22 protein-coding genes are annotated in these 23,268 nt (G+C 47.8%); 9 read left to right on the plus strand and 13 right to left on the minus strand.

From position 1 onward, the window contains the following. Nucleotides 1–189: 189 nt before the first annotated feature. Nucleotides 190–1,944 carry a DEAD/DEAH box helicase gene (locus CWI81_RS12225; protein ID WP_126785603.1) on the plus strand — a complete coding sequence of 585 codons (1,755 nt, stop codon included), beginning with the start codon at nt 190–192 and terminating at the stop codon, nt 1,942–1,944. Nucleotides 1,945–1,948: 4 nt separating this feature from the next. On the opposite strand, the gene CWI81_RS12230 is transcribed toward CWI81_RS12225, so the two are convergent. Genes CWI81_RS12230 through CWI81_RS12240 form a run of 3 tightly spaced genes read right to left on the minus strand, consistent with a single transcriptional unit; the run spans nt 1,949 to nt 4,681 of the window. Then, a complete protein-coding gene (locus CWI81_RS12230) occupies nt 1,949–2,476 on the minus strand; it encodes a lipocalin family protein (RefSeq protein ID WP_126785604.1) in 528 nt (175 codons plus the stop codon). 14 nt (nt 2,477–2,490) lie between these two features. Beyond that, nucleotides 2,491–4,062, minus strand: a complete 1,572-nt coding sequence (locus CWI81_RS12235; protein WP_126785605.1) for a cryptochrome/photolyase family protein — start codon at nt 4,060–4,062, stop codon at nt 2,491–2,493. After that, entirely contained in the window at nt 4,055–4,681 is a 627-nt protein-coding gene (locus CWI81_RS12240) for a flavin reductase family protein (RefSeq protein ID WP_126785697.1), read from the minus strand. Before CWI81_RS12240 ends, CWI81_RS12235 begins: the two co-directional genes overlap by 8 nt. Nucleotides 4,682–4,834: 153 nt before the next feature. On the opposite strand from CWI81_RS12240, the gene CWI81_RS12245 reads away from it, so the two are divergent. Next, complete coding sequence (locus CWI81_RS12245; protein ID WP_126785606.1) at nt 4,835–5,587, plus strand: glycosyltransferase; 753 nt, start codon at nt 4,835–4,837, stop codon at nt 5,585–5,587. A 2-nt stretch (nt 5,588–5,589) separates the two neighbouring features. Then, entirely contained in the window at nt 5,590–7,590 is a 2,001-nt protein-coding gene (waaA, locus tag CWI81_RS12250; protein ID WP_126785607.1) for a lipid IV(A) 3-deoxy-D-manno-octulosonic acid transferase, read from the plus strand. A 33-nt stretch (nt 7,591–7,623) separates the two neighbouring features. On the opposite strand, the gene CWI81_RS12255 is transcribed toward waaA, so the two are convergent. From CWI81_RS12255 to mutY, 4 genes are all read right to left on the minus strand, one after another. Then, nucleotides 7,624–8,877, minus strand: a complete 1,254-nt coding sequence (locus CWI81_RS12255; RefSeq protein ID WP_126785608.1) for a glutamate-5-semialdehyde dehydrogenase — start codon at nt 8,875–8,877, stop codon at nt 7,624–7,626. Beyond that, a complete protein-coding gene (gene proB, locus CWI81_RS12260; RefSeq protein ID WP_126785609.1) occupies nt 8,877–9,989 on the minus strand; it encodes a glutamate 5-kinase in 1,113 nt (370 codons plus the stop codon). The genes CWI81_RS12255 and proB overlap by 1 nt, the downstream gene beginning before the upstream one ends. Nucleotides 9,990–10,124: 135 nt before the next feature. Beyond that, on the minus strand, nt 10,125–10,397 hold the full coding sequence (locus CWI81_RS12265) for an oxidative damage protection protein (RefSeq protein WP_126785610.1): 273 nt from the start codon (nt 10,395–10,397) through the stop codon (nt 10,125–10,127). Next, the gene (mutY, locus tag CWI81_RS12270; RefSeq protein ID WP_126785611.1) at nt 10,394–11,440 is read right to left on the minus strand and encodes an A/G-specific adenine glycosylase; all 1,047 of its coding nucleotides are present in this window, start codon (nt 11,438–11,440) and stop codon (nt 10,394–10,396) included. The genes CWI81_RS12265 and mutY overlap by 4 nt, the downstream gene beginning before the upstream one ends. A gap of 206 nt (nt 11,441–11,646) precedes the next feature. Between mutY and CWI81_RS12275 the strand changes: the two genes are divergently transcribed. Then, nucleotides 11,647–12,735, plus strand: a complete 1,089-nt coding sequence (locus CWI81_RS12275) for an OmpA family protein (protein WP_126785612.1) — start codon at nt 11,647–11,649, stop codon at nt 12,733–12,735. A 102-nt stretch (nt 12,736–12,837) separates the two neighbouring features. Beyond that, on the plus strand, nt 12,838–13,554 hold the full coding sequence (trmB, locus tag CWI81_RS12280) for a tRNA (guanosine(46)-N7)-methyltransferase TrmB (RefSeq protein ID WP_126785613.1): 717 nt from the start codon (nt 12,838–12,840) through the stop codon (nt 13,552–13,554). A gap of 366 nt (nt 13,555–13,920) precedes the next feature. On the opposite strand, the gene hemW is transcribed toward trmB, so the two are convergent. Together hemW and rdgB are read right to left on the minus strand one after the other, a co-directional pair. After that, nucleotides 13,921–15,078, minus strand: a complete 1,158-nt coding sequence (gene hemW / locus CWI81_RS12285; RefSeq protein ID WP_126785614.1) for a radical SAM family heme chaperone HemW — start codon at nt 15,076–15,078, stop codon at nt 13,921–13,923. Then, a complete protein-coding gene (gene rdgB / locus CWI81_RS12290) occupies nt 15,078–15,698 on the minus strand; it encodes an RdgB/HAM1 family non-canonical purine NTP pyrophosphatase (protein WP_126785698.1) in 621 nt (206 codons plus the stop codon). Before rdgB ends, hemW begins: the two co-directional genes overlap by 1 nt. An 87-nt stretch (nt 15,699–15,785) precedes the next feature. On the opposite strand from rdgB, the gene CWI81_RS12295 reads away from it, so the two are divergent. Continuing rightward, nucleotides 15,786–17,513, plus strand: a complete 1,728-nt coding sequence (locus CWI81_RS12295) for a potassium/proton antiporter (protein WP_126785615.1) — start codon at nt 15,786–15,788, stop codon at nt 17,511–17,513. Between the two features lie 8 nt (nt 17,514–17,521). Here CWI81_RS12295 and CWI81_RS12300 read toward each other — a convergent pair whose 3' ends face one another. The 4 genes from CWI81_RS12300 to CWI81_RS12315 are packed head-to-tail and all read right to left on the minus strand — an operon-like array spanning nt 17,522 to nt 20,038. After that, on the minus strand, nt 17,522–17,956 hold the full coding sequence (locus CWI81_RS12300) for a DUF4426 domain-containing protein (protein WP_126785616.1): 435 nt from the start codon (nt 17,954–17,956) through the stop codon (nt 17,522–17,524). Between the two features lie 11 nt (nt 17,957–17,967). Continuing rightward, complete coding sequence (locus CWI81_RS12305; protein ID WP_126785617.1) at nt 17,968–18,495, minus strand: YggT family protein; 528 nt, start codon at nt 18,493–18,495, stop codon at nt 17,968–17,970. A gap of 8 nt (nt 18,496–18,503) precedes the next feature. Further along, nucleotides 18,504–19,328, minus strand: a complete 825-nt coding sequence (gene proC / locus CWI81_RS12310) for a pyrroline-5-carboxylate reductase (RefSeq protein WP_126785618.1) — start codon at nt 19,326–19,328, stop codon at nt 18,504–18,506. Nucleotides 19,329–19,330: 2 nt separating this feature from the next. Beyond that, on the minus strand, nt 19,331–20,038 hold the full coding sequence (locus CWI81_RS12315; RefSeq protein WP_126785619.1) for a YggS family pyridoxal phosphate-dependent enzyme: 708 nt from the start codon (nt 20,036–20,038) through the stop codon (nt 19,331–19,333). 31 nt (nt 20,039–20,069) lie between these two features. Between CWI81_RS12315 and CWI81_RS12320 the strand changes: the two genes are divergently transcribed. The 3 genes from CWI81_RS12320 to tsaD all read left to right on the plus strand — a co-directional run bounded on the left by CWI81_RS12320 (nt 20,070) and on the right by tsaD (nt 23,268). Beyond that, nucleotides 20,070–21,104, plus strand: coding sequence for a type IV pilus twitching motility protein PilT (locus CWI81_RS12320; protein ID WP_126785620.1), 1,035 nt, complete (start codon nt 20,070–20,072; stop codon nt 21,102–21,104). Further along, on the plus strand, nt 21,104–22,156 hold the full coding sequence (locus CWI81_RS12325) for an alkaline phosphatase D family protein (RefSeq protein ID WP_126785621.1): 1,053 nt from the start codon (nt 21,104–21,106) through the stop codon (nt 22,154–22,156). The genes CWI81_RS12320 and CWI81_RS12325 overlap by 1 nt, the downstream gene beginning before the upstream one ends. Nucleotides 22,157–22,242: 86 nt before the next feature. After that, complete coding sequence (tsaD, locus tag CWI81_RS12330) at nt 22,243–23,268, plus strand: tRNA (adenosine(37)-N6)-threonylcarbamoyltransferase complex transferase subunit TsaD (RefSeq protein ID WP_126785622.1); 1,026 nt, start codon at nt 22,243–22,245, stop codon at nt 23,266–23,268.

Raw genomic sequence — 23,268 nt, forward strand, 5'->3', positions numbered from 1 at the left:
TCAGAGAGGCTGCGGAAACCCTTGATTCACGGGGTTGAGCGCCTGATTCCAGATAATGGCAAAGTTTTAGCGACTATTCGTGCTACGAATAGCTGCACCAGCACTTATCATTGATTCCTGTTGCCGGGCCAGACCCCCTTATTTTGTAGTTCGTTTGCCACAAGGCAAACAGGAATGAGTGAGATATTCATGTCAAATAATTCTACTGGCATGTCGTTTACCGACATGGCACTACCCGCTGATCTTTTCAATCAACTTGAAAAATTGGGCTTTACCCAACCAACACCTATTCAACAACAGGCGATACCAGCTTTGTTGGAAGGTAAAGATGTATTAGGTGAAGCGCAAACGGGTACCGGCAAAACCGCAGCGTTTGGTTTACCTGCACTGGCAGCGATCGACCCTAGTGTAAAACAAACTCAGGTATTGGTCGTTACCCCAACCCGCGAGTTGGCAATTCAAGTTGCAGAGGCAATTGAAGGTTTCGCCAAGCAAATGAAAGGCGTTGATGTTGCAACAGTCTATGGTGGTGCTGCATTCGGTCCTCAAGTTCAGGCGCTAAAAAAGGGAACTTCTGTCATAGTCGGAACCCCGGGTCGATTAATTGACCTGCTTAACAAAAAAGTTCTGAAGCTGGATGCGTTGCGTGTAGCAGTGCTCGATGAAGCTGACGAAATGCTGAACATGGGCTTTATTGAAGACATCGAGACTTTGTTAAGTGCGGTACCTGAAGGTGCACAACGCGCGTTGTTCTCAGCGACTATGCCTGCGGCAATCCGAAAGCTGGCAAAAACTTTCCTCGATAAGCCGATGAACATTCAGATCGAAGCTATTGCGCGTGAAAAGGCGACAATAACTCAGAAGGCCTGGAAAGTTGCTGGTTTAACAAAAATGGCAGCATTGACGCGCTTATTGGAAGTGACGCCATACCAACGTGCTCTGATCTTTGTTAGAACCCGTCAGGATACAATGGATCTTGCCGAGTTGTTACAACGCTCGGGCTTTAAGGCATCACCTTTGAGCGGTGACCTGAACCAGGCACAACGTGAGCAGACAGTTAGTCAGTTACGCAGTGGTCACATTGAAATACTTGTTGCGACCGACGTTGTAGCCCGTGGTCTGGATGTGCCAGAAATTACGCACGTCATTAACTATGATTTACCAGGCGATACGGAATCTTATGTTCACCGTATTGGTCGTACCGGCCGTGCCGGCCGTGAAGGCGAGGCAATTTTATTCTATCGTCCGAAAGAGCGTCATTTGTTACGTCACTACGAGCGTCTGACAAACTCATCAATTGAGTACTTTGATGTACCAAACGCACAGCAGCTAAGTGAATATCGCCAGCAGAAACTGTTAGGCCAAATTGAGCAAAGCTTGCAGCAGGAAAATCACCAGCCGGTCGAGCAATTACTGCAGAAATGGTTGAGTGAGACGGAGCTGAGTGCAGAACAAATCGCGCTGGCGCTGTTAAAGCAACAGCACAAACAGCAGCCGTTGTTCCTGAAAGAAGACCGTGTCGTGCGTGAACGTCCAGAGCGTTCTGAGCGTGCAGACCGTGGCGGAGATCGTCGCAAACCTCGCGCTGAGCGCAGTAATCGTGCTGCCGATGTCGATTTTGATACTTACAAAATTCAGGTAGGCCGTGAGCATGGTGCTCGCCCAGGCGATATTGTTGGCGCTATCGCTAACGAAGGTTCAATGGATAGCCGCTTTATCGGTCAGATCCAGCTATTTGATCAACATTCGTTAGTGCAATTGCCTAAGGGTATGCCAGCAGAAGTGGTCAAGGTACTAAAACGTGCTCGAGTACGTCAGCATCCAATGTCGTTGGAGCTTTCGACTGAACAGGTAAGCCGTAGCCCTAAACCACCTCGTGGTGGCCGTGACGCTCGTAAACCTGCGGGGCGCCGCGGACAGGGTGCTGCCCGCCGCTTTAACTAAGCTATTACTTGAGTTTGGCCGGGTGATCAACTTCGATCATCTGGTCAATATCAAAGCCCCACTGGTTAGCTTTCGCAAGCGCAAGGTCTATATCACTCTGATCAACATTCGGTGAACGCGACAGTAGCCAAAAATAGTCGTGAGCATCGCTAGTCACTATAGCTAGTTGGTAATCGTCACTTAGCCAGCTCACATAATAACCGCCGTAAAACGGCCAGAAGAATGTCACTTGATATGCAGCGGTCATTCCCTCAACGGGTTCAGCTTTACCTATTGCTGTCTGCCACTCTTTATCGTTAACGTGCCAGCCGCGGTTAGTTACTTCTAATGAACCGTCACCATTTAGCCGATATTCCGCAGTTACAGCGATTAGGTTTTCCTCAAAACCATGTGGCATGCGTAAAATCTCATACCATTTTCCTAAATATTGGTCGGCATTAAACTGTTTAACCGGTGGCGCTACCGGTGTTGGCTCTGACTGGCAGCCAGCGAGAAAAATAACGAGTGCAGCACTAAGAAACCATTTTTTCATGAATTTTTCCTTGGTTATAAATCATCGAGGTGGTCTAAATAATAGTTGGCCTGTTCCAGTAATTGCTCGCGCTCTTGCTGTGACTTCTTATGCCATACAGAATACATCATACCCATCCGATGATTCGTTTTAAATTGTTGTTGGTTGCGGTCAATGAAATGCCAGTACAGACTATTAAAAGGGCATGCTTTGTCGCCGGTTTTTTGGTCGTGCCGGTAATGACAGTTGCTACAATAGTGGCTCATTTTTTGGATATAATTAGCGCTTGAGACATAAGGCTTGGTCGCTAACAGGCCACCATCTGCATACTGACTCATACCGCGCGTATTGGGTAGCTCAACCCACTCTAATGCATCGATATAAATGCCCAGGTACCAATCATCAACCTGGTCTGGGTCAACACCTGCTAATAAAGCGAAATTACCGGTTACCATTAACCGTTGAATATGATGCGCATAGGCGTAATCCAGTGATTGTTGCACGGACTGCCTGACGCAGTTCATATTGGTCTTGGCATTCCAGTAGAACGCAGGCAGCGAGCGTTGATGATGCAGTTGGTTTTGATTTTTATACTCGGGCATAAAACGCCAATAGATTCCGCGTATATACTCTCGCCAACCGATAATTTGTCGCACGAACCCTTCAATTTGATTCAACTCTATAGAGTCTGGGTTACGCTGCCAGCTCGCTACCGCCTGGTCAACAACTTCTAAGGGAGCTAGCATTTTGCTATTAAGAGCAAATGACAAACGAGAGTGAAATAGACTCCAGTAATGCTGATGGTGTTCAGGGCTGGTCATTGCATCTTGATAGGTACCAAAATAGGGAAGTAAATATTCACAGAAATAGCTGAGTAGCTGCCGGGCCTGGTGTCTGGATGTGGGCCAGGACAGTTGTCTGGGGTCAGCATTGCCAATAGTATCAACTTTCATCTCAGTTAACATGATATCGATATCTTCGGCGTCGTTTTTAAAAATAAGAGGTTCACTGACAGCTAGCTTTTTAGGGAGCTTTTTGCGGTTTTTGCTATCAAAATTCCATTGCCCTCCTATGGGCGAATCGCCATCCATTAATACGCCTAAGTGGCGGCGCATGTGGCGATAAAAGGTCTCCATCAGTAATTTGCTGTCACTATCGAAGAGCTGTTCTAGAGAGTCGCGTTGCGTTAAAAAATGTTCACTATCAAACCACTCAATCGTTAGCTCTTGCTCGCCAGCCCAGCTTCTTAGTTGGTGGTCAACTCGGTATTCGTCGGGTAATTGGCACTGTAATCGAGCATTAGGATACTGCTTTAGGTAGCGGGATAAATTTTTCGTCAAGGATTGCTGATTGTTTTTGTCATCAAGTGTCAGGTAGGACACCTGGTGCCCTTTACTTGTGAGAGCTTTGGCAAAATTTCGCATGGCCGCAAAAAAAACCAATACTTTTTGCCGATGATGACGAACATAGGATGTTTCCTGACCTATCTCCATCATTACATAAAGAATACTGTTGTCTTTTTCAGCTAACCAACTGTGGCTGGCATTTAACTGATCACCCAATATCAAACGAAGGATCTGTGGTGAGGCTGATTTAGGCTCAGTCATCGCTGTCTGGACCCGCTAGTGGGATTTCGGTTGGCTCTTTATCCGGTTTGGCGTAACTAAGACGGCATAAGCCTTTGGTCGTGTGATAGCGATCTAATCCGGATACTGCCACGGTGCCGAGTGCCTCAAGGTCAATAAAACCATCATTTTGTACCGCCGCTTCGTCAGTGCGAACCCATTGTATCTCGCCGATAACAAATTCAGTGCCATTATGGGTAATGCTGGCCACCTCGACTAGTTTCAATCCTATCGATAATTTACTTTCGGCCACATAAGGGGCATGAAAACCATCGAAACGCTCGGCGGTTAAACCGGTTTGCTCGAACTCGGATTGTTCCCGATGATAACGAGCGGAGGTTTGGTGAGCCGCTTTTACGATGCCTGAATGCACGTGGTTTATGGTATAAACACCGGTTTCTTCGATATTTTCCAATGTATGCCGGTCGACTGAATGAGGCCTCATGATAAACCCGATTAGCGGAGGGTTTGCACCCAGGTGAATCACAGAACTAATAATTGCTAAATTGTCATCATTGCGGCGACTACTGGTACCTACTAAATTGGCACTTTTAAAACCAGAAAGGGAATTGATGAACTTTACCCGATGCTCGTTTTTCATATTAGCGAGTTGTTGCTGGTCAAAATGTTTCACATTAATTCCTTGCCCATTGACTGATATAATTAGCAGTACGTTGGAGCTCAGCAAGCAGATCTAATACCGAACAGATCGGTTTTGTGGCATTATGCGCAAATAGCTTGTGCAGGAGATGATATGGATAACACGGTTGAACAAGTAAACGTATTGTGTATTAAGTGGGGCGATAAGTACGGCTCCGATTATGTTAATACGTTGTACTCCATGGTTAGTCGAAATTTAAGCCGGCCTTTTCGGTTTATTTGCTTAACGGACGAGGCCGGGGGTATTCGTGATGAGGTTGAAGTAAAAGATATTCCTAAGATCGGCTTTAAAGACTTTGACGAGAAGCACCCATGGGCAAAAGCGCACGGCTGGTTAAAATTAACCTGCTTTGCTAATCCTCTGTATGACCTGCAAGGGCCTACATTATTTTTAGATCTGGATATTGTTATTGTTGGCAGTCTGGATAAGTTTTTTGAGCCAGAAGGAGACTTTTTGGTCATCAAAGAGTGGGATAAGTCTGACGCCACTGGTAATACCTCTGTTTTTCGTTTTGAGGCTGGAGCGCACGAGGATGCGTTGGATTATCTTAAGCAAGATGCCAATAAAGCGACAGCTGATGTGCGTAACGAACAAGAATATATAACTCAGTTTGTGGACCGTCAAAATAAACTTAAATACTGGCCAGAACAGTGGTGTAGAAGTTTTAAGCGGCACTGCCTGCGACCATTTCCATTTAGTTTTTTCCAGCAACCGCGTATCCCTGAAGGCGCAAAAGTCATTATTTTCCATGGCAAACCGCACCCGGATGATGCATTGCGTGGCCGCAGCGGCAAGTGGTACCGAAAGGTTCTGCCAACCGGCTGGATCGCCGAGTACTGGCGCTAATCATGTGGTTTAGGCTTTATGCGGTGTTAATGACCTTATTGACACCGCTAATGCTGGCATATTTTATCTGGCGCGGTCGCAAAGACCCCGGCTATCGCCAACATCTCAAGCAGCGACTTGGCCTTTTGCCCTATCAGGCTAGGTGGCAGGGCGGTTTGCTAATACACACTGTATCGGTCGGTGAGACACTGGCAGCGCGCTCGCTGATTGAGTCGCTTGTTGTCCGCTTGCCGAATTTACCGGTGACTATATCGTGCATGACGCCAACGGCTCGGCGGCTGATAGAGCAGCACTTCGGTGATCAGGTTCGTTGCGTCTACATACCTTTGGATACCCCCGGTTGCTGTAGGCGTTTTTTAAAACGTTGCCGTCCTCAAGCGGTGTGGTTAATGGAAACGGAACTATGGCCTGTATTGTTGGATAATTTGGCAAAAAGGGCGGTTCCGGTGGCTTTGTTAAACGCTAGGTTGTCAGCCAAATCAGCAGCGGGCTACCGACGTTTTTCTGGTTTAACCGCTCAGTGTTGGCGACAACTGGCAGTGGTATGCGCGCAAAGCCGGGCCTCGGCGTTAAGAATGAGAGCGTTGGGTGTTGCGCCAGAACGATTATTTGTTGATGGGAATCTGAAATTTGATATCAGCATCTCAGATGCCCATATAAATCAGGCCGCGGAGTTGCAATCACAATTAAGCCGCCGAGCAGTCTGGTTGTGTGCAAGCACTCACCCGGGTGAGCACGAATCAATAATCGAAGCTTTCACCAGAGTGCAAGCAGATGTGCCAAATCTATTGTTAATTATCGCACCTCGCCACCCGGAACAATTTGCAGCGGTAGCGGAGCTTTTAGTCAGATCTGGGTTGAGTTTTTGTCGTAGAAACACCATTGATCAAGTGACGAGTAAAACCGAAGTGATATTAGCTGACAGCATTGGAGAAATGTCGGTTTGGGCCACCTTAGCTTCGGTTAGCTTTGTTGGTGGCAGTTTGATAGAACGTGGTGGCCACAACCCATTAGAATTAATTGCCGGAGGCGCAGCCGTAGTGACTGGGCCCTCGGTATTTAACTTTGCCGAGGTCTATCGGCAACTGAGTAAGGTTAACGGTGTACGTTGGGCCGACGGCTGCGGTATGCTGGCGGATCAGGTCGCAATACTGCTAACGGATGAGCGTCGGCGTAACGCACAAAATACATCGGCACAACAGGTGCTGACACAACATAAAGGTGCTACTGGACGCATGCTGGAGCACGCACAGGTAGCTACTCTAACAGGAAGTAGTATGGTAAAAACGAAGGCGAACGGGAAAGAGTTTATAAAGTTCGATGAAGCTATCTTGCCGGAGTGTGAGACCAAACATTTCTCTGCCAAGTACTGGCAGCAAAAAAAGGCGATAGCAGGAAATTCGACGGGTCGCTCAACCGTTTGGTTTATTCAACAAGATGACCATGGCATGTTGCTACGTCATTATTACCGTGGTGGATTGGTTGGTAAAGTTAACAAAGATCGGTTTTTGCGGGAGCCGGCTGAGCGCAGCCGCGCTGTTCATGAGTTTGATTTATTAGCAAAGCTACAGGAACTCGGACTACCAGTGCCAAAGCCGATCGCAGCACGAATGCTAAAAACAGGTTTATTTAGCTATCAAGCCGATATTTTAGTGGAAGTGATACCGGGAGCGGTTGATGTATTCCGGTTGCTAAGAGAACGCTCATTAACTGCTGATAATTGGCAGCAACTGGGAGCTGTGGTTAAAAAGCTGCACGACTACAATGTTTTTCACTCCGATTTGAACTGTCACAACTTGATGCTGGATGACACGGACAAAGCGTGGATTGTCGACTTTGATAAATGTGGCTTTAAAGAGCCCGGCGAGTGGAAAAAAGAAAATATCGCCCGCTTAAAACGGTCGTTGCTGAAAGAAAAGAATAAGTATGACAGGTTCTATTGGAAAGAAAGCAGGGATTGGCCTGAATTCTTGACCGGATATGAAAAAACCTGCTCAAAATGAGCAGGTTTTTTTATTGGTGAAAAATTCGCGATATTATTCGCGAATTTGACCATCACCGGTAACTACGAACTTCTCGGTGGTCAGGGCTTGCAAGCCCATTGGGCCATAAGCATGTAGTTTACTGGTTGAGATGCCTATTTCCGCACCCAGACCAAGCTGGCCGCCATCAGAGAAGCGTGACGATGTGTTCGCCATCGTTACTGCCGAGTCTACCTCACGAATGAAGCGTTCCGCAGTTTCCTGGTTTTCACTTACGATTACTTCTGTATGGCCACTACCGAACTGTTGAATATGCTCGACAGCGCCTTCAAAGTTATCGACCGTGCGCACCGCAATTTCAAGCGCAAGGTATTCTTCGCCAAACTCGTCATCACCGATTTCGTCAGCACCGTCAAAGTATTTAACGGAACGCTTATCAGAGTGGATAGTAACGTCTTTTTCAGCTAAAGCTTTGGCTGCTATTGGTAAGAACTTATCGGCTACATCCTGATGCACTAACAAGCCTTCCAGTGCGTTACAGACACCGGTACGTTGGGTCTTACCATTTAATAAGATAGCGAGAGCTTTATCCAGGTCAGCGTCTTTATCTACGTATAGGTGGCATACACCTTTATAGTGCTGTATGACTGGAATCTTACTGGTGTCACTAACATAATGAATCAGACCTTCGCCACCACGCGGAATGACCAAGTCGATATAATCCTTCTGTTGCAGCAGTTCTGTCATTAGCTCGCGATCAGGAGTAGGCACTACAGTAATAACGTCTTTTGGCAGACCGCTCTGTTCCAGCGCCTCGTGCAGCGCGGCTGCGATTGCCTTACTGCTTTCAATCGCCTCGCGGCCACAGCGCAGAATAACGGCATTACCTGATTTAAAACATAATGCGCCTGCATCGGCGGTAACATTAGGACGAGCTTCGTAGATCATCGCAATAACGCCCAGTGGAATCCGCATTTTTTCAATTTTTATTCCGTTTGGACGCTCTTCTAACAGATAACGGTCGCCGACCGGGTCGGTTAACTGAATAATTTCTTCGATGGCGGTAGCCATGCCTTCGACACGCTCGTCATTCAGTTGCAGGCGATCCATCATTGACTCGCTAAGGCCTTTTTCTTTGCCAGCGGCCATATCTTTTTTATTAACTTCCAGAATGTTGTCTTTGTGACTACGAATAGCGTCCGCCATTTTTTGCAGCACACTGTTCTTATCTTTTTCAGATAAGGTTGCTACCGCACGGGCTGCTTTTGCAGCGCGTTGTGAAATTTCTTGTGCTAGTTGTTGGCTCATTAATCCTCCAAAATCATTAAATCGTCGCGATGGATAACTTCAGTTATCGGGCTATAACCAAACTGCTCAGCAATATCTTCTGTTTGTTGCCCTTTAATGTGAAGCAGCTCGTGAGAGCTATATTGGCAAATGCCTTTCGCCAGCGCGTCGGCGTTATTTGCGCTACGAACGACCACAGCGTCACCGCGATCAAAGTCACCTTGTACGTCGACAATTCCAGAACTTAACAGCGATGCACCGTTTTCCATCAACGCTTTCTCAGCGCCATCGTCAATCAATATCTCGCCCTGAGCTACCAGGGTATGACGCAACCAATGTTTCTTGTTACTGATTGGGTCCGACTGACGACGGAATAAGGTGCCCGGAATTTCGCCCTGTAACAGTGACTCAAAGGTTTCACCCTTGCGTCCGTTGACGATATAAGTATCGATGCCGTGCGACGTAGCTTTCTCCGCCGCTTCAACTTTAGTGCGCATACCGCCAGTGCCGACAGCACTGACCGATCCGCCAGCAAGGGAGAAAATACTCTCGTCGATTTGTTCAACGACAGGTATTTTCTTGGCATCTGGGTTTAGGTTCGGATCGGAGTCATATAGACCATCAATATCCGAACAGATAAATAGGGCATCGGCATCAACCAAGGTTGCTACCATTGCCGATAAGTTGTCGTTATCACCAACTTTCATCTCATCCGTTGCGAGCGCGTCGTTTTCGTTTACGACAGGTAAAATGTTGTGCTCTAACAAACGGTTAAGGGTGTTTTTAATGCTGACATAGCGTGCTCTATCGCGTAAGTCGCTATGCGTCATTAGCAGCTGGGCGCAAGGAAAATCAAAAAAGCGCGACCAATATCCCATCATTTCATTCTGACCGACAGCTGACATCGCTTTGCGAACTGCTACCGGTACTTTTTTATGTTCAAAGTGGATATGTTTACGACCCGCAGCAACGCTACCAGAGGAGACGATGACCACTTCCTGTCCCCGTTCATGGCACTCGTTGATAAATCGAGCGATGGGTAGTAAATACTTTGTACTGACTCCGGTTTCATCTGGCGCGATGAGCGCACTACCTACTTTAAGTACGGCTCTTCGCCAGGATGGCGCTTTCATAAAAACTCCCTATTGTTGAATTCGTTAGTAGTCTAACAGAATTGGCTTTTAAGCTCCAGCGAGGTTCATAAGCCAGAACTATTGTCAATATTTTAGTCAATAATTTAGCTTTTCCTGAGTTTTTTACGAAATATGTTAAGACTCAGGCGGCGTATACCCTTCAATTTCGACATCTTTGTGTTCAAATAGAAACGCCACCATGTTTTGTTCCAAAAATTTACGGTCGTCTTCGGACATCATATTTAAGTGTTTTTCGTTAATTAGCATGGTTTGTTTCTTTTGCCATTCAGCCCATGCTTGTTTGGAGATGTGTTGAAAAATACGCTCTCCCAACTCACCGGGGTAGAGCTGAAAATCCAAACCCTCAGCTTCTTTTTGCAAGTATTCACAAAATACGGTTCGGCTCATATCAATTCCCTAAGTTGCTTTATTAGTTTAACCGTGACAGCCGCTAATCCGACGTCGATATCGTTTTCGATGGAAAACCAGCGACACTGTTCTTCTGCGACAGCTTCATGCTTTTTACTATTGACCAAGACTGGAAAGCAGTCCAGATGGAAATGTGAAAAAGTATGCCGAAACGCTGGTAGTTCGGTGACCTGTTCCCGGTTAATCTGGGTCGCATCAACCAGCTGCTCGAGTGTTTCAAACTGAGGGAAGCTCCAAAGGCCCCCCCAAATTCCAGCGCTTGGTCTACGCTCGAGCAAAATCTCATTACCATTCATTTGTATCTGTAAGAACGCAAATTTTACTGGTTTGGTTTTTTTTGGTTTTTTACCCGGATATTGTTCCGGGCTATTACTGGCCAACCCTTGACAGGTTGAAGCTAACGGACAGTTGTTGCAATCAGGAGAGGTACGCGTACACACCATCGCGCCCAGATCCATCATTGCTTGATTATAATCCGCGTGACGTTCACTCGGAGTTAACTCACTAGAGATTTCCCACAATCGTTTTGAGACAGCTGCTTTTCCAGGCCAGCCATCGACGGCAAAATGCCTAGCCAATACCCGTTTTACATTACCATCTAAAATGGGAGCATAGTTCCCGCAACCCAACGATGTTATTGCTCCAGCAGTCGAACGTCCAATACCAGGCAAGCGGATTAACTGTTCGACGGAGCAGGGGAACACGCCCTGATGCTGTGCCACAACCTCTTGCGCGGCTCGATGAAGATTTCTGGCGCGGGCATAATAGCCCAACCCGGTCCACAAACTTAAAACTTCATCCTGAGCTGAGTTGGCCAATGACTGAACGTTTGGGAAGCGAGCGATAAAACGTTCAAAATAAGGAATTACGGTGGTCACTTGAGTTTGTTGTAACATAATTTCAGAAACCCAAACCTTATAGGGGGTTTTATCCTTTTGCCACGGCAGGTGTTTGCGACCGTAGCGATCAAACCAACCGAGAACCCGCTGGTTAAATTGCTCTCGTGGTAAGTTACTGCTCATTCAATCAGCGCCCCTTTAGATATCTGTCGCAGAGGGTATTACAACCTACTGGACTATTTCTGTAAATAAATGCAAACGTTTCTGACAAATCTGAAAAAAGGATTATACTTACGGTCAAGAACAGTCCTATAGTGATCGTTATAGACAATTTGTCGTAGAACGGGGCATAGGATCTTATTTTCGTTTGCAAAAACAAGGAGCTTGCAATGAAAAAATTAAATACGGTGTTACTAGCGCTGGTTAGTGTTGGTATGACATCTGTCGCCATGGCTCAACAAAGCGAAAAAGAACCCGGCGAATTCTACATTGGTGCTCGTCTGGGCGCGTTAAGTCTGGACTCAGATCGGGTTGGCTATAAAGAAGGTACACTGTACCCCGCAGATAGCGGTTTCAATACTCTGGATACTGGTTTAGAAGTCGGCTTTATGCTGACCGAATACTGGGAAACTCGTATTTATTACGATTATGTTCAGGCTGGCATTGATGGCGCGCCTGGCGACCTTTATGGTCAGTCGTTCGGTTCTGATTTCCTTTACCACTTTAACGATATGGTTTATGCCGGTATTGGTGTTAACGGTACCGAAGTCGGTGATTTGTCTGACGCCATGGTACGCGCAACAGTGGGTCATCGCGAATTTATTAATGACGACCTATCCTGGCGCGTAGAAGGTGGTGTTCAGCGCGGCTGGGAACTCGATCATACTGAATTCTTTGCCAACATTGGTTTGCAGTTATGGTTTGGTGAACCTACGGCTGTCGCACCGAAGCAGCGCCCTCAAGTGGCTCCTCAGCCCGCACAACCGGCTGAGCCAGAACCTGAACCAGTTGATTCCGATGGTGATGGTGTAGTCGACAGTAAAGACAACTGTGTGAACACACCGATGAACTACTCAGTTGATGCAAATGGCTGTGTGAAATATAAAGACGAAACAATCCGTGAGGAATTGTTAGTCGAGTTTGACCTGAACTCGTCGAAAGTTCGCGAGTCTGCCATGGGTGAAATCGAAGAAATGGCGATGTTCATGAAAGATCACCCGCAACTGGAGTTAACAGTCCACGGTCATACCGATAGCACCGGTGAAGCAGATTACAACCAATGGTTGTCTGAGCGCCGCGCTCAATCTGTAGCAGACGCATTGGTCAAGCGCTTCGGTATTGCTAAAAACCGTGTTTCATATAAAGGGCATGGCGAATCGCAACTGAAAGTAAAAGAAAATAGTGCTGCTGATCGTCAAGAGAACCGTCGCATTGAAGCGGAATTAAAAGTCGTTAACCGAGTACCGGTAAAACGCTAAGCGTTGATTACAACCTTTAAAAAGCGCTAAAATTAAAGCGGGCCTGTGGAAGCAGGCCCGTTTTTTATTGTTCCGACTATTCAACCTGGTGTTAACTATTTCATGAGTCAGTTTAAAAGTGCTGAAGAAGCCGCCGCAGCGGGCAAGTATGTGCGTACCGTAAGAAGCTTTGTAAAAAGAGAAGGTCGCTTAACCAAAGGGCAGGCCGCAGCGATTGAGCGGCAGTGGCCAAAGATGGGCTTAAACCTGAACAATGGCTTGCTTGATTTTCAAAAAGTATTTGGCAATGACAATCCAGTAACTTTCGAAATTGGCTTTGGCATGGGCCATTCTTTAGTTGAAATGGCCGCTGCCGAACCAGCGCGTAACTTTATTGGAGTAGAAGTACACGAACCAGGAGTTGGCGCTTGCCTGATGGCAGCAGAGCAAGCTGGTGTTAATAACCTTCGGTTATACAATGACGACGCGGTCGAAGTGCTTAAACAATGTGTTGCCGATCAGTCACTGGATACGGTTCAAATTTTCTTCCCCGATCCATGGCATAAAAAGCGTCATCATAAGCGTCGTATTATTCAACCAGAGTTCGTCCAGCAGTTGGTGCAGAAAATCCAGCTAGGTGGAACCCTGCATCTGGCCACCGACTGGGAAAACTACGCGGAACACATGCTCGAGGTGTTAAACAACACTCCTAACCTGGAAAATACCTCAACCACTAACGACTACGTACCACGCCCACAAAGTCGCCCCAGCACCAAGTTCGAACAACGTGGTGAACGCAAAGGCCACGGCGTCTGGGACTTAGTATTCAAAGTCCGCTAAGTCTGGGAGCGAGCCGCGGGGCAATAATAAAGCTTTAGCCGAGTGGTGGTTCGAGAGAACGCTTCGGTCAGGCTTCGAGGCCTCTCATCCGGGAACCGCTGCAAGCACGTCCGTGTGGCTTGTTTCCGGCCATCCATGGCCTCCAACATTCCCGGATGAGAGGCCTCAAATCCTAACGCGCGTTCTCTCGAACCACCACTCGAATCCGGCTCAGTAGTAATAGCCTAGCGGCATAACACGGGTCCCCCAATCAGAGGGTGTCGAAGGCCAGGGATGGCCTGAGACAAGCGCACACGGACGTGCTCGTAGCGTCCCTCTGATTGGGGGACCCGTGTTATGCCAAAGCTAGGTTATTGCTACCCACGCCTAAAGTAGTGTTTCGAGTACTGAGTTTAGGTAGCGGTGGCCGGTTGGGGTTAGTTGCCAGTGGCCGGGGGTTTCGGTTACCCAGCGCTGGGTTATGGCCTGTTGCAGTTTTAGCGAGGCTTGGCTTGCGGGTAGTCCGGTGGTTTGTTCGAAACGTTGTTTTGAGACAGGTTCTAATAGTCGTAATTGGTTCATGAAAAACTCAAAATAACGTTCTTCCGGAGTTATCTCGGTTAACTGATAGCGAAGCTCTCGGGTTAAATCTAAATAGCCCTGTGGGTGTTTGATCTTTTCACAGCGGATAATCCGATTGTCTTCCGCAACTGTCACTTTACTGTGTGCACCACAACCAATACCTAAGTAGTCACCGTATTGCCAATAATTGCGGTTATGGCTGCTTTGATGGCCTGGCTTGGCGTAAGCACTGACTTCGTACTGTTGGTAGCCTGCTTGCTGCAATAACTCGTGGCCGGCCTGATAAATATCCCAGAGCGTATCGTCATCAGGTAACTCTGGCGGTTTACTGGCAAACGACGTGTTAGGCTCTATGGTTAATTGATACCAGGAAATATGTGGTGGCTGCAGTGCTATTACTTGTTTCAGGTCATCTAACGCAGCTGCTAGCGTCTGATCCGGCAAACCATGCATCAAGTCCAGGTTAAAGCTATTTAGCGGCAGTTGGCTTGCGTGAGCGGCGGCGGCTCTTGCCTGGACCGGGTCGTGAATACGCCCCAGCGCGGTTAGCTGGTGTTGCTGTAAGCTTTGCACGCCGATAGATAAGCGGTTAATACCGGCTTTTACAAAGTCGGCAAACTTTTCTGTCTCGAAAGTACCCGGGTTGGCTTCTAGCGTTACTTCGCAATCGGGGGCTAAGTGCACTCGCTGACGGATACCGTCCATCAGACGCTGGATCGCATTGGCGGAGAAGACACTAGGTGTGCCTCCGCCAATGAATATGGAGTGAATCGAGCGCTGCTGAACCCACTCAAGATCTGCGCTTAGATCGTCTAATAGGCGGCTTACGTACGCTTGTTCAGGAACGCTCCCTTTAAGCTTGTGCGAATTAAAGTCGCAGTAGGGGCATTTTTGTATGCACCAAGGTATGTGCACATACAATGATAATTCGGGTAGTCGCAATGGTTCCTGATGCTGGCTCATTAATAGCCTGCGGTTAGCTGGGTAAGTAACTGTGTTAACGCTTTACCGCGATGGCTTAAAGCCTGTTTATCGTCGCGACTTAGTTGCGCTGCGGAACATTGCTTGTCAGCGACCCAGAACACGGGATCATAACCAAAGCCGCCATCACCCTGCGGCGCGTTAAGTATCTCGCCACGCCATTGGCCGTGGCAAATCAATGGTGTTGGATCAGCCGCATGAGCTAAATAGACCAGCACGCAATGGAAGGTTGCCTGACGCTGCTGTGAGCTAACATCTGATAACTCGTTAAGCAGCTTATTAATGTTGTCCTGATCGCTACAACCGACCCCTGCGTACCGGGCAGAAAAAACGCCAGGTTCGCCATCAAGTGCGTCTACGGCTAATCCCGAATCATCGGCAATAGCCGGCAGGCCGGTATGCTGGCAGGCGTGTCGTGCTTTAATAATGGCATTTTCGACAAACGCCAGACCGGTTTCTTCTGCTTCGGCGAAATCCCATTTAGACTGGGGGTGAACTTGCCAAGAGGCGGTGGTCGGGTGCTGGGCCAGCATTGCTTGTAGCTCTTTCACTTTGCCTAAGTTGCCGGTAGCCAGTACTATTTCTTTAGCTTTACGATTCATAACCTTAAATTCGTCGTATACAGTTTCAGCCATGATATCATGGCAAATAACAAATGGCAGGAACTCAATTGTTTAAGGAGAGCCAGTTTGGGCACAGCTAATACGCTGCTACTTATCTGTGGAGTGTTATTGGTCGTTAGTATTCTGGCCGGTGTTCTCTCGAACCGGCTTGGTGCTCCGATCCTATTGACGTTTCTGGTGGTTGGGATGCTGGCCGGCACAGATGGTGTTATTGGGCTGAGCTTCGACAACCCTGATATTGCCTTTTTCATTGGTTCTACCGCACTTGTAATTATTCTCTTTGATGGCGGTATGCGCACCAACCCTCAGCGCTTTAGAGTCGCCTTATGGCCGGCCATAAGTCTTGCTACCGTGGGGGTGGCAATAACCTGTACCTTGGTCGCCTCGGCTGCCGTCTACTGGTTTAATTTACCCTGGCCGGCTGCGCTGCTGATCGGCGCTATTCTCAGCTCGACGGATGCAGCAGCAGTATTCGGTATTTTTCAGTCGCAGGGCTTACAAATCAAAGAGCGGGTTGGTGCTACTCTGGAAATAGAATCGGGTAGCAACGATCCAATGGCTGTTATTTTAACCCTGACAATGACTGCTGCGGTTGCTAACGGCACCTTTGATGTTTGGTACTGGATGATCGGTGAGGTTATCTGGCAGTTAGCGGGTGGTTTAGTGTTTGGCTTTGTTGGCGGTCGGCTATTCATTATCGCGGCCCGAAAGCTGCCCTTGAGCTTTTCATTTTTTCCCCTGTTAGCGGTTGCCAGCGCGGTTATGATTTATGCCTTTACCGCTACACTAAACGCCAGTGGCTTTCTAGCGGTGTATTTAATGGGTTTTGTGATCGGCAATGCCCGGCTACCCCAATTAGTTCATATTTTACATGTGCAGGATGGTCTGGCGTGGCTGGCGCAAATTACCATGTTCCTGATTTTGGGCTTACTGGTAACGCCATCACACTTGCTGGCATATGCTCCGGTTGCTTTAGGAATCGCCTTTGCTTTGATATTTATTGCGCGTCCGATCGCAGTGTTTATAAGCTTGTTACCATTTTCGTTCCCCTGGCGAGAACAGCTGTTTATGAGCTGGGTGGGGCTGCGCGGCGCCGTACCGATTATTTTAGCGTTATTCCCCTGGCTTAGCGGTGTCGAGCAGCAAGAGCTGTATTTTGACATTGCCTTCGTGGTGGTTATGGTATCGTTATTGATTCAGGGTTGGACGATTGCGCCAATGGCGCGTTGGCTTAAGTTAGAAGTTCCCAAACGGCCGCAGCCACAGCAACGTATGCCATTATCCGCCGTGGCCAGTAAAGAATCGTTAGAAGTGTGGCTGTATCAAATTGATAAAGATTCACCAGCCTGTGATCATAACTGGAGTGAGCTAAAGCTAACCGCACCCGCCACTTTTATGGGGTTAATTCGGGAGGGTGAATGGATCCAGCCTGAGACACAACCGCAAGTGGAAGAAGGTGATGGTTTGCTGGTTGCAGCGACCGTAAAAGATATCGATGAAGTGAGTCGGATCTTAGCTTCAGGTGGGCAAGGCTTAAAAATTAATGATAAAGGTTTCTTCGGCGACTTTAGTTTGCGCGGTGATTTAACCTTTGCTGAGTTATCCAATGTTTACCCGCTGGGTGATGTAAAGGACACATTGTTGGCCAAAACATTAACCGATTACTTTACCGAGAAGTTTCACCGGAGGGTTGTTATTGGAGATAATATTGCCGTTGGCGACGTTATTCTTACAGTGCGCGAAATTGATGATTCCGGCGAAGCTAAATCACTTGGCATTAAAGCAAAAGAGTGAGCATGTGCTCACTCTTGATAAAATTGCTGTTCAAACTCCAGTGTGGGGTTTATTTTGCCTTGTTGTGGCAGGGTGATGTTAAAACGCATCCAGTCTTCATCACCAAAGATAAAGCTAGCGATGTAATAAACCGCATCACCTTCGGTGATTTCCTCAAACTCTAGCGTTTGCACCCCACCACGCGGATTACTGACAAAGCCTTTAGGTTTAACGCTCTGTGCGGCCCCGGTTTCTTTATCCAATATTGATAAATTAATCAGGCCGCGTTTTTCGCTCCGGGTAATGCCGTATTCAGCAGCTACTTCAGGCGTTAAAAAAGTGGAATTAAAGGCGCTATAATGCACCTCCCAAGGGCCTAACTGCTGCTTTTGTTCCGCCATAACCGGGCTGCTAAAAAGAGCGGTCAATAGCATCCCGCTGATTACCTGCTTAATTAACCCCATTGTATCACTCCTTAAACACCAATTAGTACGCGTAAAAACTGCAACGCAATAATGACAATAAGGACGGATAAATCCAGTCCACCGATAGGCGGTATAACCCTGCGTACAGGCGCTAATAAAGGTTCTGTTAATTGGTGAAGCATGGCTTCCATCGGGTTATAGCCTTGTGAAAACCAACTCAGTATCGCCCGAATAATCAGTATCCAGAACAGCATAGAAAGTAAGCTGCTAATGGTTGTTAGTACCCCCTGAACAATAATTGGCAGGGCGGCTAAACCGTAGCCATTCAACCAGATTAAGGCGGTAATTTTTAACATTCCCAACGCCAGCGCAAGCGCAACGCTGGCAGTATCAAGCCTGCCCGCCATTGGCAACAGTTTGCGTAACGGCGCGATTACCGGTTGTGTTGCTTTAACCACAAACTGGCTCAATGGGTTGTAATAGTCCGCTTTTACCAGTTGCATCCATACTCGTAATAAAACGATGATTAGATACAAATCGATAATGGTCGCGACCAAAAAGGTCATCGCGTTATTCATCTCTGCTCCTAAAACAGCTTAGCCATTTCTTGGTTACGGTTGACGGCTGCTTTGACCGCGTCGGCGGAAATATTGTGCAACTCGCGTTGCTGATAAGTTTCGACACCCTTAGCTGTCGAGCCGCCTTTGCTGGTGACTTGCTTACGCAGGTCTTCTAACGATAAATCGCTTTCTTTAGCCATTTGGGCTGCGCCTAAGCAGGTCTGTTGAACCATCGCCCGGGCTTTTTCTGGATCAAAACCAAGTTCTACCGCGCCTTTGGCGAGACTGTCCATAAACTCGAAAAAGTATGCCGGACCGCTACCGGCGACCGCACCCAATATATCCAGTTGGTCTTCATCGCTGACCCACAAGGTTTCACCGACCCCGTTAAAGGCTTCTGTCACATAACTTTTGTCAGCGTCATTAACGCTATCGTCGGCAACTAGCCCAGACATCCCCTGGCCGACTAAAGAGGGTGTGTTTGGCATAACCCGGATAATTTTGATGTCGTCGCCTAAATACTGACGGTATTTAGGGATACGAATACCCGCTGCTATGGTAATAATGAGCTTATCGGCTAAATTGTCGATATGCTGTTTAAGGTGATCACAAACCTCGGCCATTAGCTGAGGTTTTACTGCCAAGACAATCGCGTCGGCTGCATTTACCACCTCTAAGTTATCCTGACTGGTGTTAACGCCCAACTCCGACTTCATTTTGTCTAACTTACCGGTACTAGGATTGCTAATCCACACTTTTTCAGCGGGGTAGCCACTTTTACACATGCCACCAACGATGCTTTGTGTCATATTTCCTGCGCCGATAAAGGCAATATTACGGATATCGTTCATTATCACTCCCGTTGTCCAAAAATTGCTGTTCCAATACGCACCATATTAGCACCCTCGAGTACCGCTTGTCGCATATCGCCACTCATTCCCATGGACAAAGTATCCACCGAGTCACCGTAGCTGGCTTGCAGTTGTTGGTATAGCGCGCGCATTTGCGCGAAGCTTTGCTGTTGCTGGGCACTATCTGTATTGGCTTTTAGTATGGTCATTAAGCCACGTAACTTAAGCTGTTGGCAATTATTCACATACTCTGCCAGCTGCTCAACCTGTGCCGGTGCTAAACCTGACTTATTGTCGTCATCATCAATATTCACCTGTAGCAAGATATTGAGTGGCGGTAGGTCTGCCGGGCGCTGTTCATTTAAACGGCGGGCGATTTTTTCGCGCTCCACACTTTGCACCCAGTCAAAGTGGGTTGCGACATCTTTGGTTTTATTTGACTGTAAGGGACCAATAAAATGCCAGGTTAGCGTTTCGTCTTGTAACTCGGCTATTTTGGTAACACCTTCTTGTACGTAGTTCTCGGCAAACTGACGTTGTCCGGCATCAGCCGCAGCCCGAACCGCATCACTGCTGTGTCGTTTGCTGACGGCGACCAGCGTAACCTGGTTAACGTAGGCTGACTCATTTGCTAAGTTCGCCAATTGTTGCTCTATCTGAGTCAGGTTTTTTGCTATGGTCTCTGCCGTTTTCTCTGCTACCTTAGTCACATCTATCGTCCTTAGCTTTTAGAGAATCACTATGAATGTTACTGATTTACTAGCCTTTAGTATGAAACAATCCGCTTCGGATTTACATCTCTCTGCGGGCAGTGTCCCCATGATACGAGTAGATGGCGACATTAGGTCATTAAATCAACCTGCGCATGAGCCCGCTGAACTCAAGTCAATGTTATTTGATATTATGGCGGAACCGCAGCGCGAAGAGTATGAACGGGAGTTTGAATGTGATTTCTCTTTTACTCTAGAGAATATCGCTCGCTTCCGGGTCAATGTATTTACCCAACGTAAGGGCATTGCGGCAGCGTTTCGGATGATCCCGAACGACATTCTGACGTTAGATGACCTGGCGGCTCCGCCAATATTTAAGGATATTGTAGACGCACCGCGCGGATTGGTGTTGGTTACCGGGCCAACGGGGTCTGGTAAATCAACCACGCTGGCAGCGATGCTTGATCATATTAATCAGTCGCGTTCACAGCATATTCTGACGATTGAAGATCCCATTGAGTTTGTGCATAACAATAAAAAAAGTCTGGTCAGTCAACGTGAGGTGCATCGTGACACTCGCTCATTTGAAGCCGCGTTGCGCTCGGCTTTACGCGAGGACCCGGATGTTATTCTAGTGGGTGAAATGCGTGATTTAGAAACTATTCGGCTGGCGATGACTGCTGCCGAGACCGGTCATCTGGTACTAGGTACTTTGCATACCACATCAGCGCCTAAGACGATTGACCGGATTATTGACGTGTTTCCTGGCGATGATAAGCCGATGGTACGGTCGATGTTATCGGAGTCTTTGCGGGCAGTAATTTCGCAGACATTGTTGAAGCGTGTTGGTGGTGGCCGGGTTGCTGCACATGAAATTATGTTGAGTAATTCCGCAATAAAAAACCTGATCCGAGAAGATAAAGTCGCGCAAATGTATTCAGCGATACAAACTGGCGGAGAGAGAGGAATGCAAACACTCGATCAGGCATTAAAGAAATTGGTTGCGCGGGGCGATATAGAAGTTGATGAGGCGCGACGCTGCGCGGTGACTAAAGAGGATTTTTAATGATATCGAGGGTTGTTTCGGCGTTCATTATCGGTTTACTGCTGAGCGTATCCAGCGGGCCTGCTAATGCACAGCAGTCAACACGAGTTGCCTTTGGTTGTTGTTTTAATCATAGCGAACGGCAGCCGGTATTTGATGGACTGCATCGGTCAGACCCGGAAGTGTTTGTTTTTTTAGGAAACGTACTGGACGTCGATGCGGATGATATGGACGACATGCTGGAGGCCTACGAAGTATTTAACCGTTTTAGAGGTCCTAAAGTATTGCGCAGACAGTCGGCGGTGATGTCAGTATGGAACCTTACGGATTATCGTATTGACGGTCATACTGGCGCTAATAACCCGGCCAAGCACGCGGTCAAAAATCATTTTTTGACCTACTGGCGTGAACCGATTTCATCACCAAGGATGTTCCAGGAACATGGCCTCGCAAAAAGCATTATTATCGGAAATGAGCCGCAACGAGTTCAGGTTATCGTGTTAGATGGCCGCTGGAACCGAGACGCCTTAACTCAGGTTGGCTGGTTTGAACGCGTCGCCAGGAGCATGGATGAGCAACTTGGACCCTATTTACGCAACCCAGCCGGACGTTTGCTGGGAGAAGCTCAGTGGCAATGGCTTGCCGAGCAGTTGCAAAAACCAGCTGAAGTCCGGGTGTTAATGAGTGCCACGCCTTTTTACGCGCCGGCAAACGGTTATGACAGTTGGGCAATGTACTCTCAGGAGCAACAACGTTTAGAACAGTTATTACAAGAATTACAGCCAGAAGGACTGGTATTAGCTGTCGGCGACCGTGGGTTTGGCGAATTTTCTAAAGTAGAAGGTGTTGTTGATTACCCACTATGGCAGGTGACTGCGGGCTGGATGTCTGCTGAGAATCAGGATGCTTATAACTCTGATGTTCGGAACGGGGCTGCCTATCCCAAATCTCGATATGGACAAATTGAGGTGTTGTGGAGAGACACGCCCGAGCTCAAATTGTCGTTAAGAGACGTTGATGGCCGGCCGTTGACTACTAAAACGCTGCTATTGCCTAAGGTTAGTCCGAACTAAGCTGCGACAGTTTTGGCAGATTGACGATAAAAAATACGTTAAACTGTTGTCTTCTTGAGGTTATTGCGACAGAGCGCGAGTGAGTTATGCGAGTATTGGGTATTGAGACGTCCTGCGACGAAACGGGTATTGCTATTTACGATACCGAAAAGGGGTTGTTAGCCCATCAGCTGTATTCCCAGGTAAAACTGCACGCCGACTACGGTGGTGTGGTGCCAGAGCTGGCGTCGCGCGACCATGTTCGAAAAACATTGCCGTTAATAACCGCCGCGTTAGAACAAGCGCAGCTTACACCGCAACAACTTGATGGGGTCGCTTATACAGTGGGACCTGGCTTAGTGGGAGCTTTATTGGTCGGTAGCTGTATTGGGCGCAGTTTAGCCTTTGGTTGGGATCTACCCGCGGTTGGTGTGCATCATATGGAAGGGCATTTGCTGGCGCCAATGCTCGAAGAACATCAGCCAGAATTTCCTTTTGTCGCATTGTTAGTGTCTGGTGGACACACTCAGTTAGTTCAGGTCAGGGGGATTGGAGATTATCAGCTGCTGGGCGAGTCTGTGGATGATGCAGCTGGCGAAGCCTTTGACAAAACCGCTAAATTAATGGGTCTTGATTATCCGGGGGGGCCGCGCTTAGCGGCATTGGCAAGTAAAGGCCGAAGCGGTCAGTATAAATTTCCAAGGCCGATGACTGATCGTCCCGGATTGGATTTTTCGTTTAGTGGATTAAAAACGTTTGCGGCTAATACATTGGCCAGTAGCCCATCGGATCAGCAAACTCTGGCCGATATTGCACGGGCATTCGAAGATGCTGTGGTTGATACGTTAGTGATAAAGTGCAAACGTGCGTTACAGCATACCGGCTATCAGCGACTCGTCGTCGCCGGCGGTGTCAGCGCCAATCAGCATTTGCGTGAGCAATTGGCGGAGTTGCTGGGTAAGGTGAATGGGCAAGTGTATTACCCAAGAACTGAGTTTTGCACCGATAATGGTGCAATGATTGCTTTAGCGGGGGCGTTACGCTTACAGGCAGGAGAACGTGAGTCGCTTAGCATTAAGACGTATCCACGCTGGCCGATGACAGACCTTAGCCCAATGGTTGATTACCAATAG

This window comes from Idiomarina seosinensis, assembly GCF_003987275.1.
Lineage (GTDB): Bacteria > Pseudomonadota > Gammaproteobacteria > Enterobacterales > Alteromonadaceae > Idiomarina > Idiomarina seosinensis.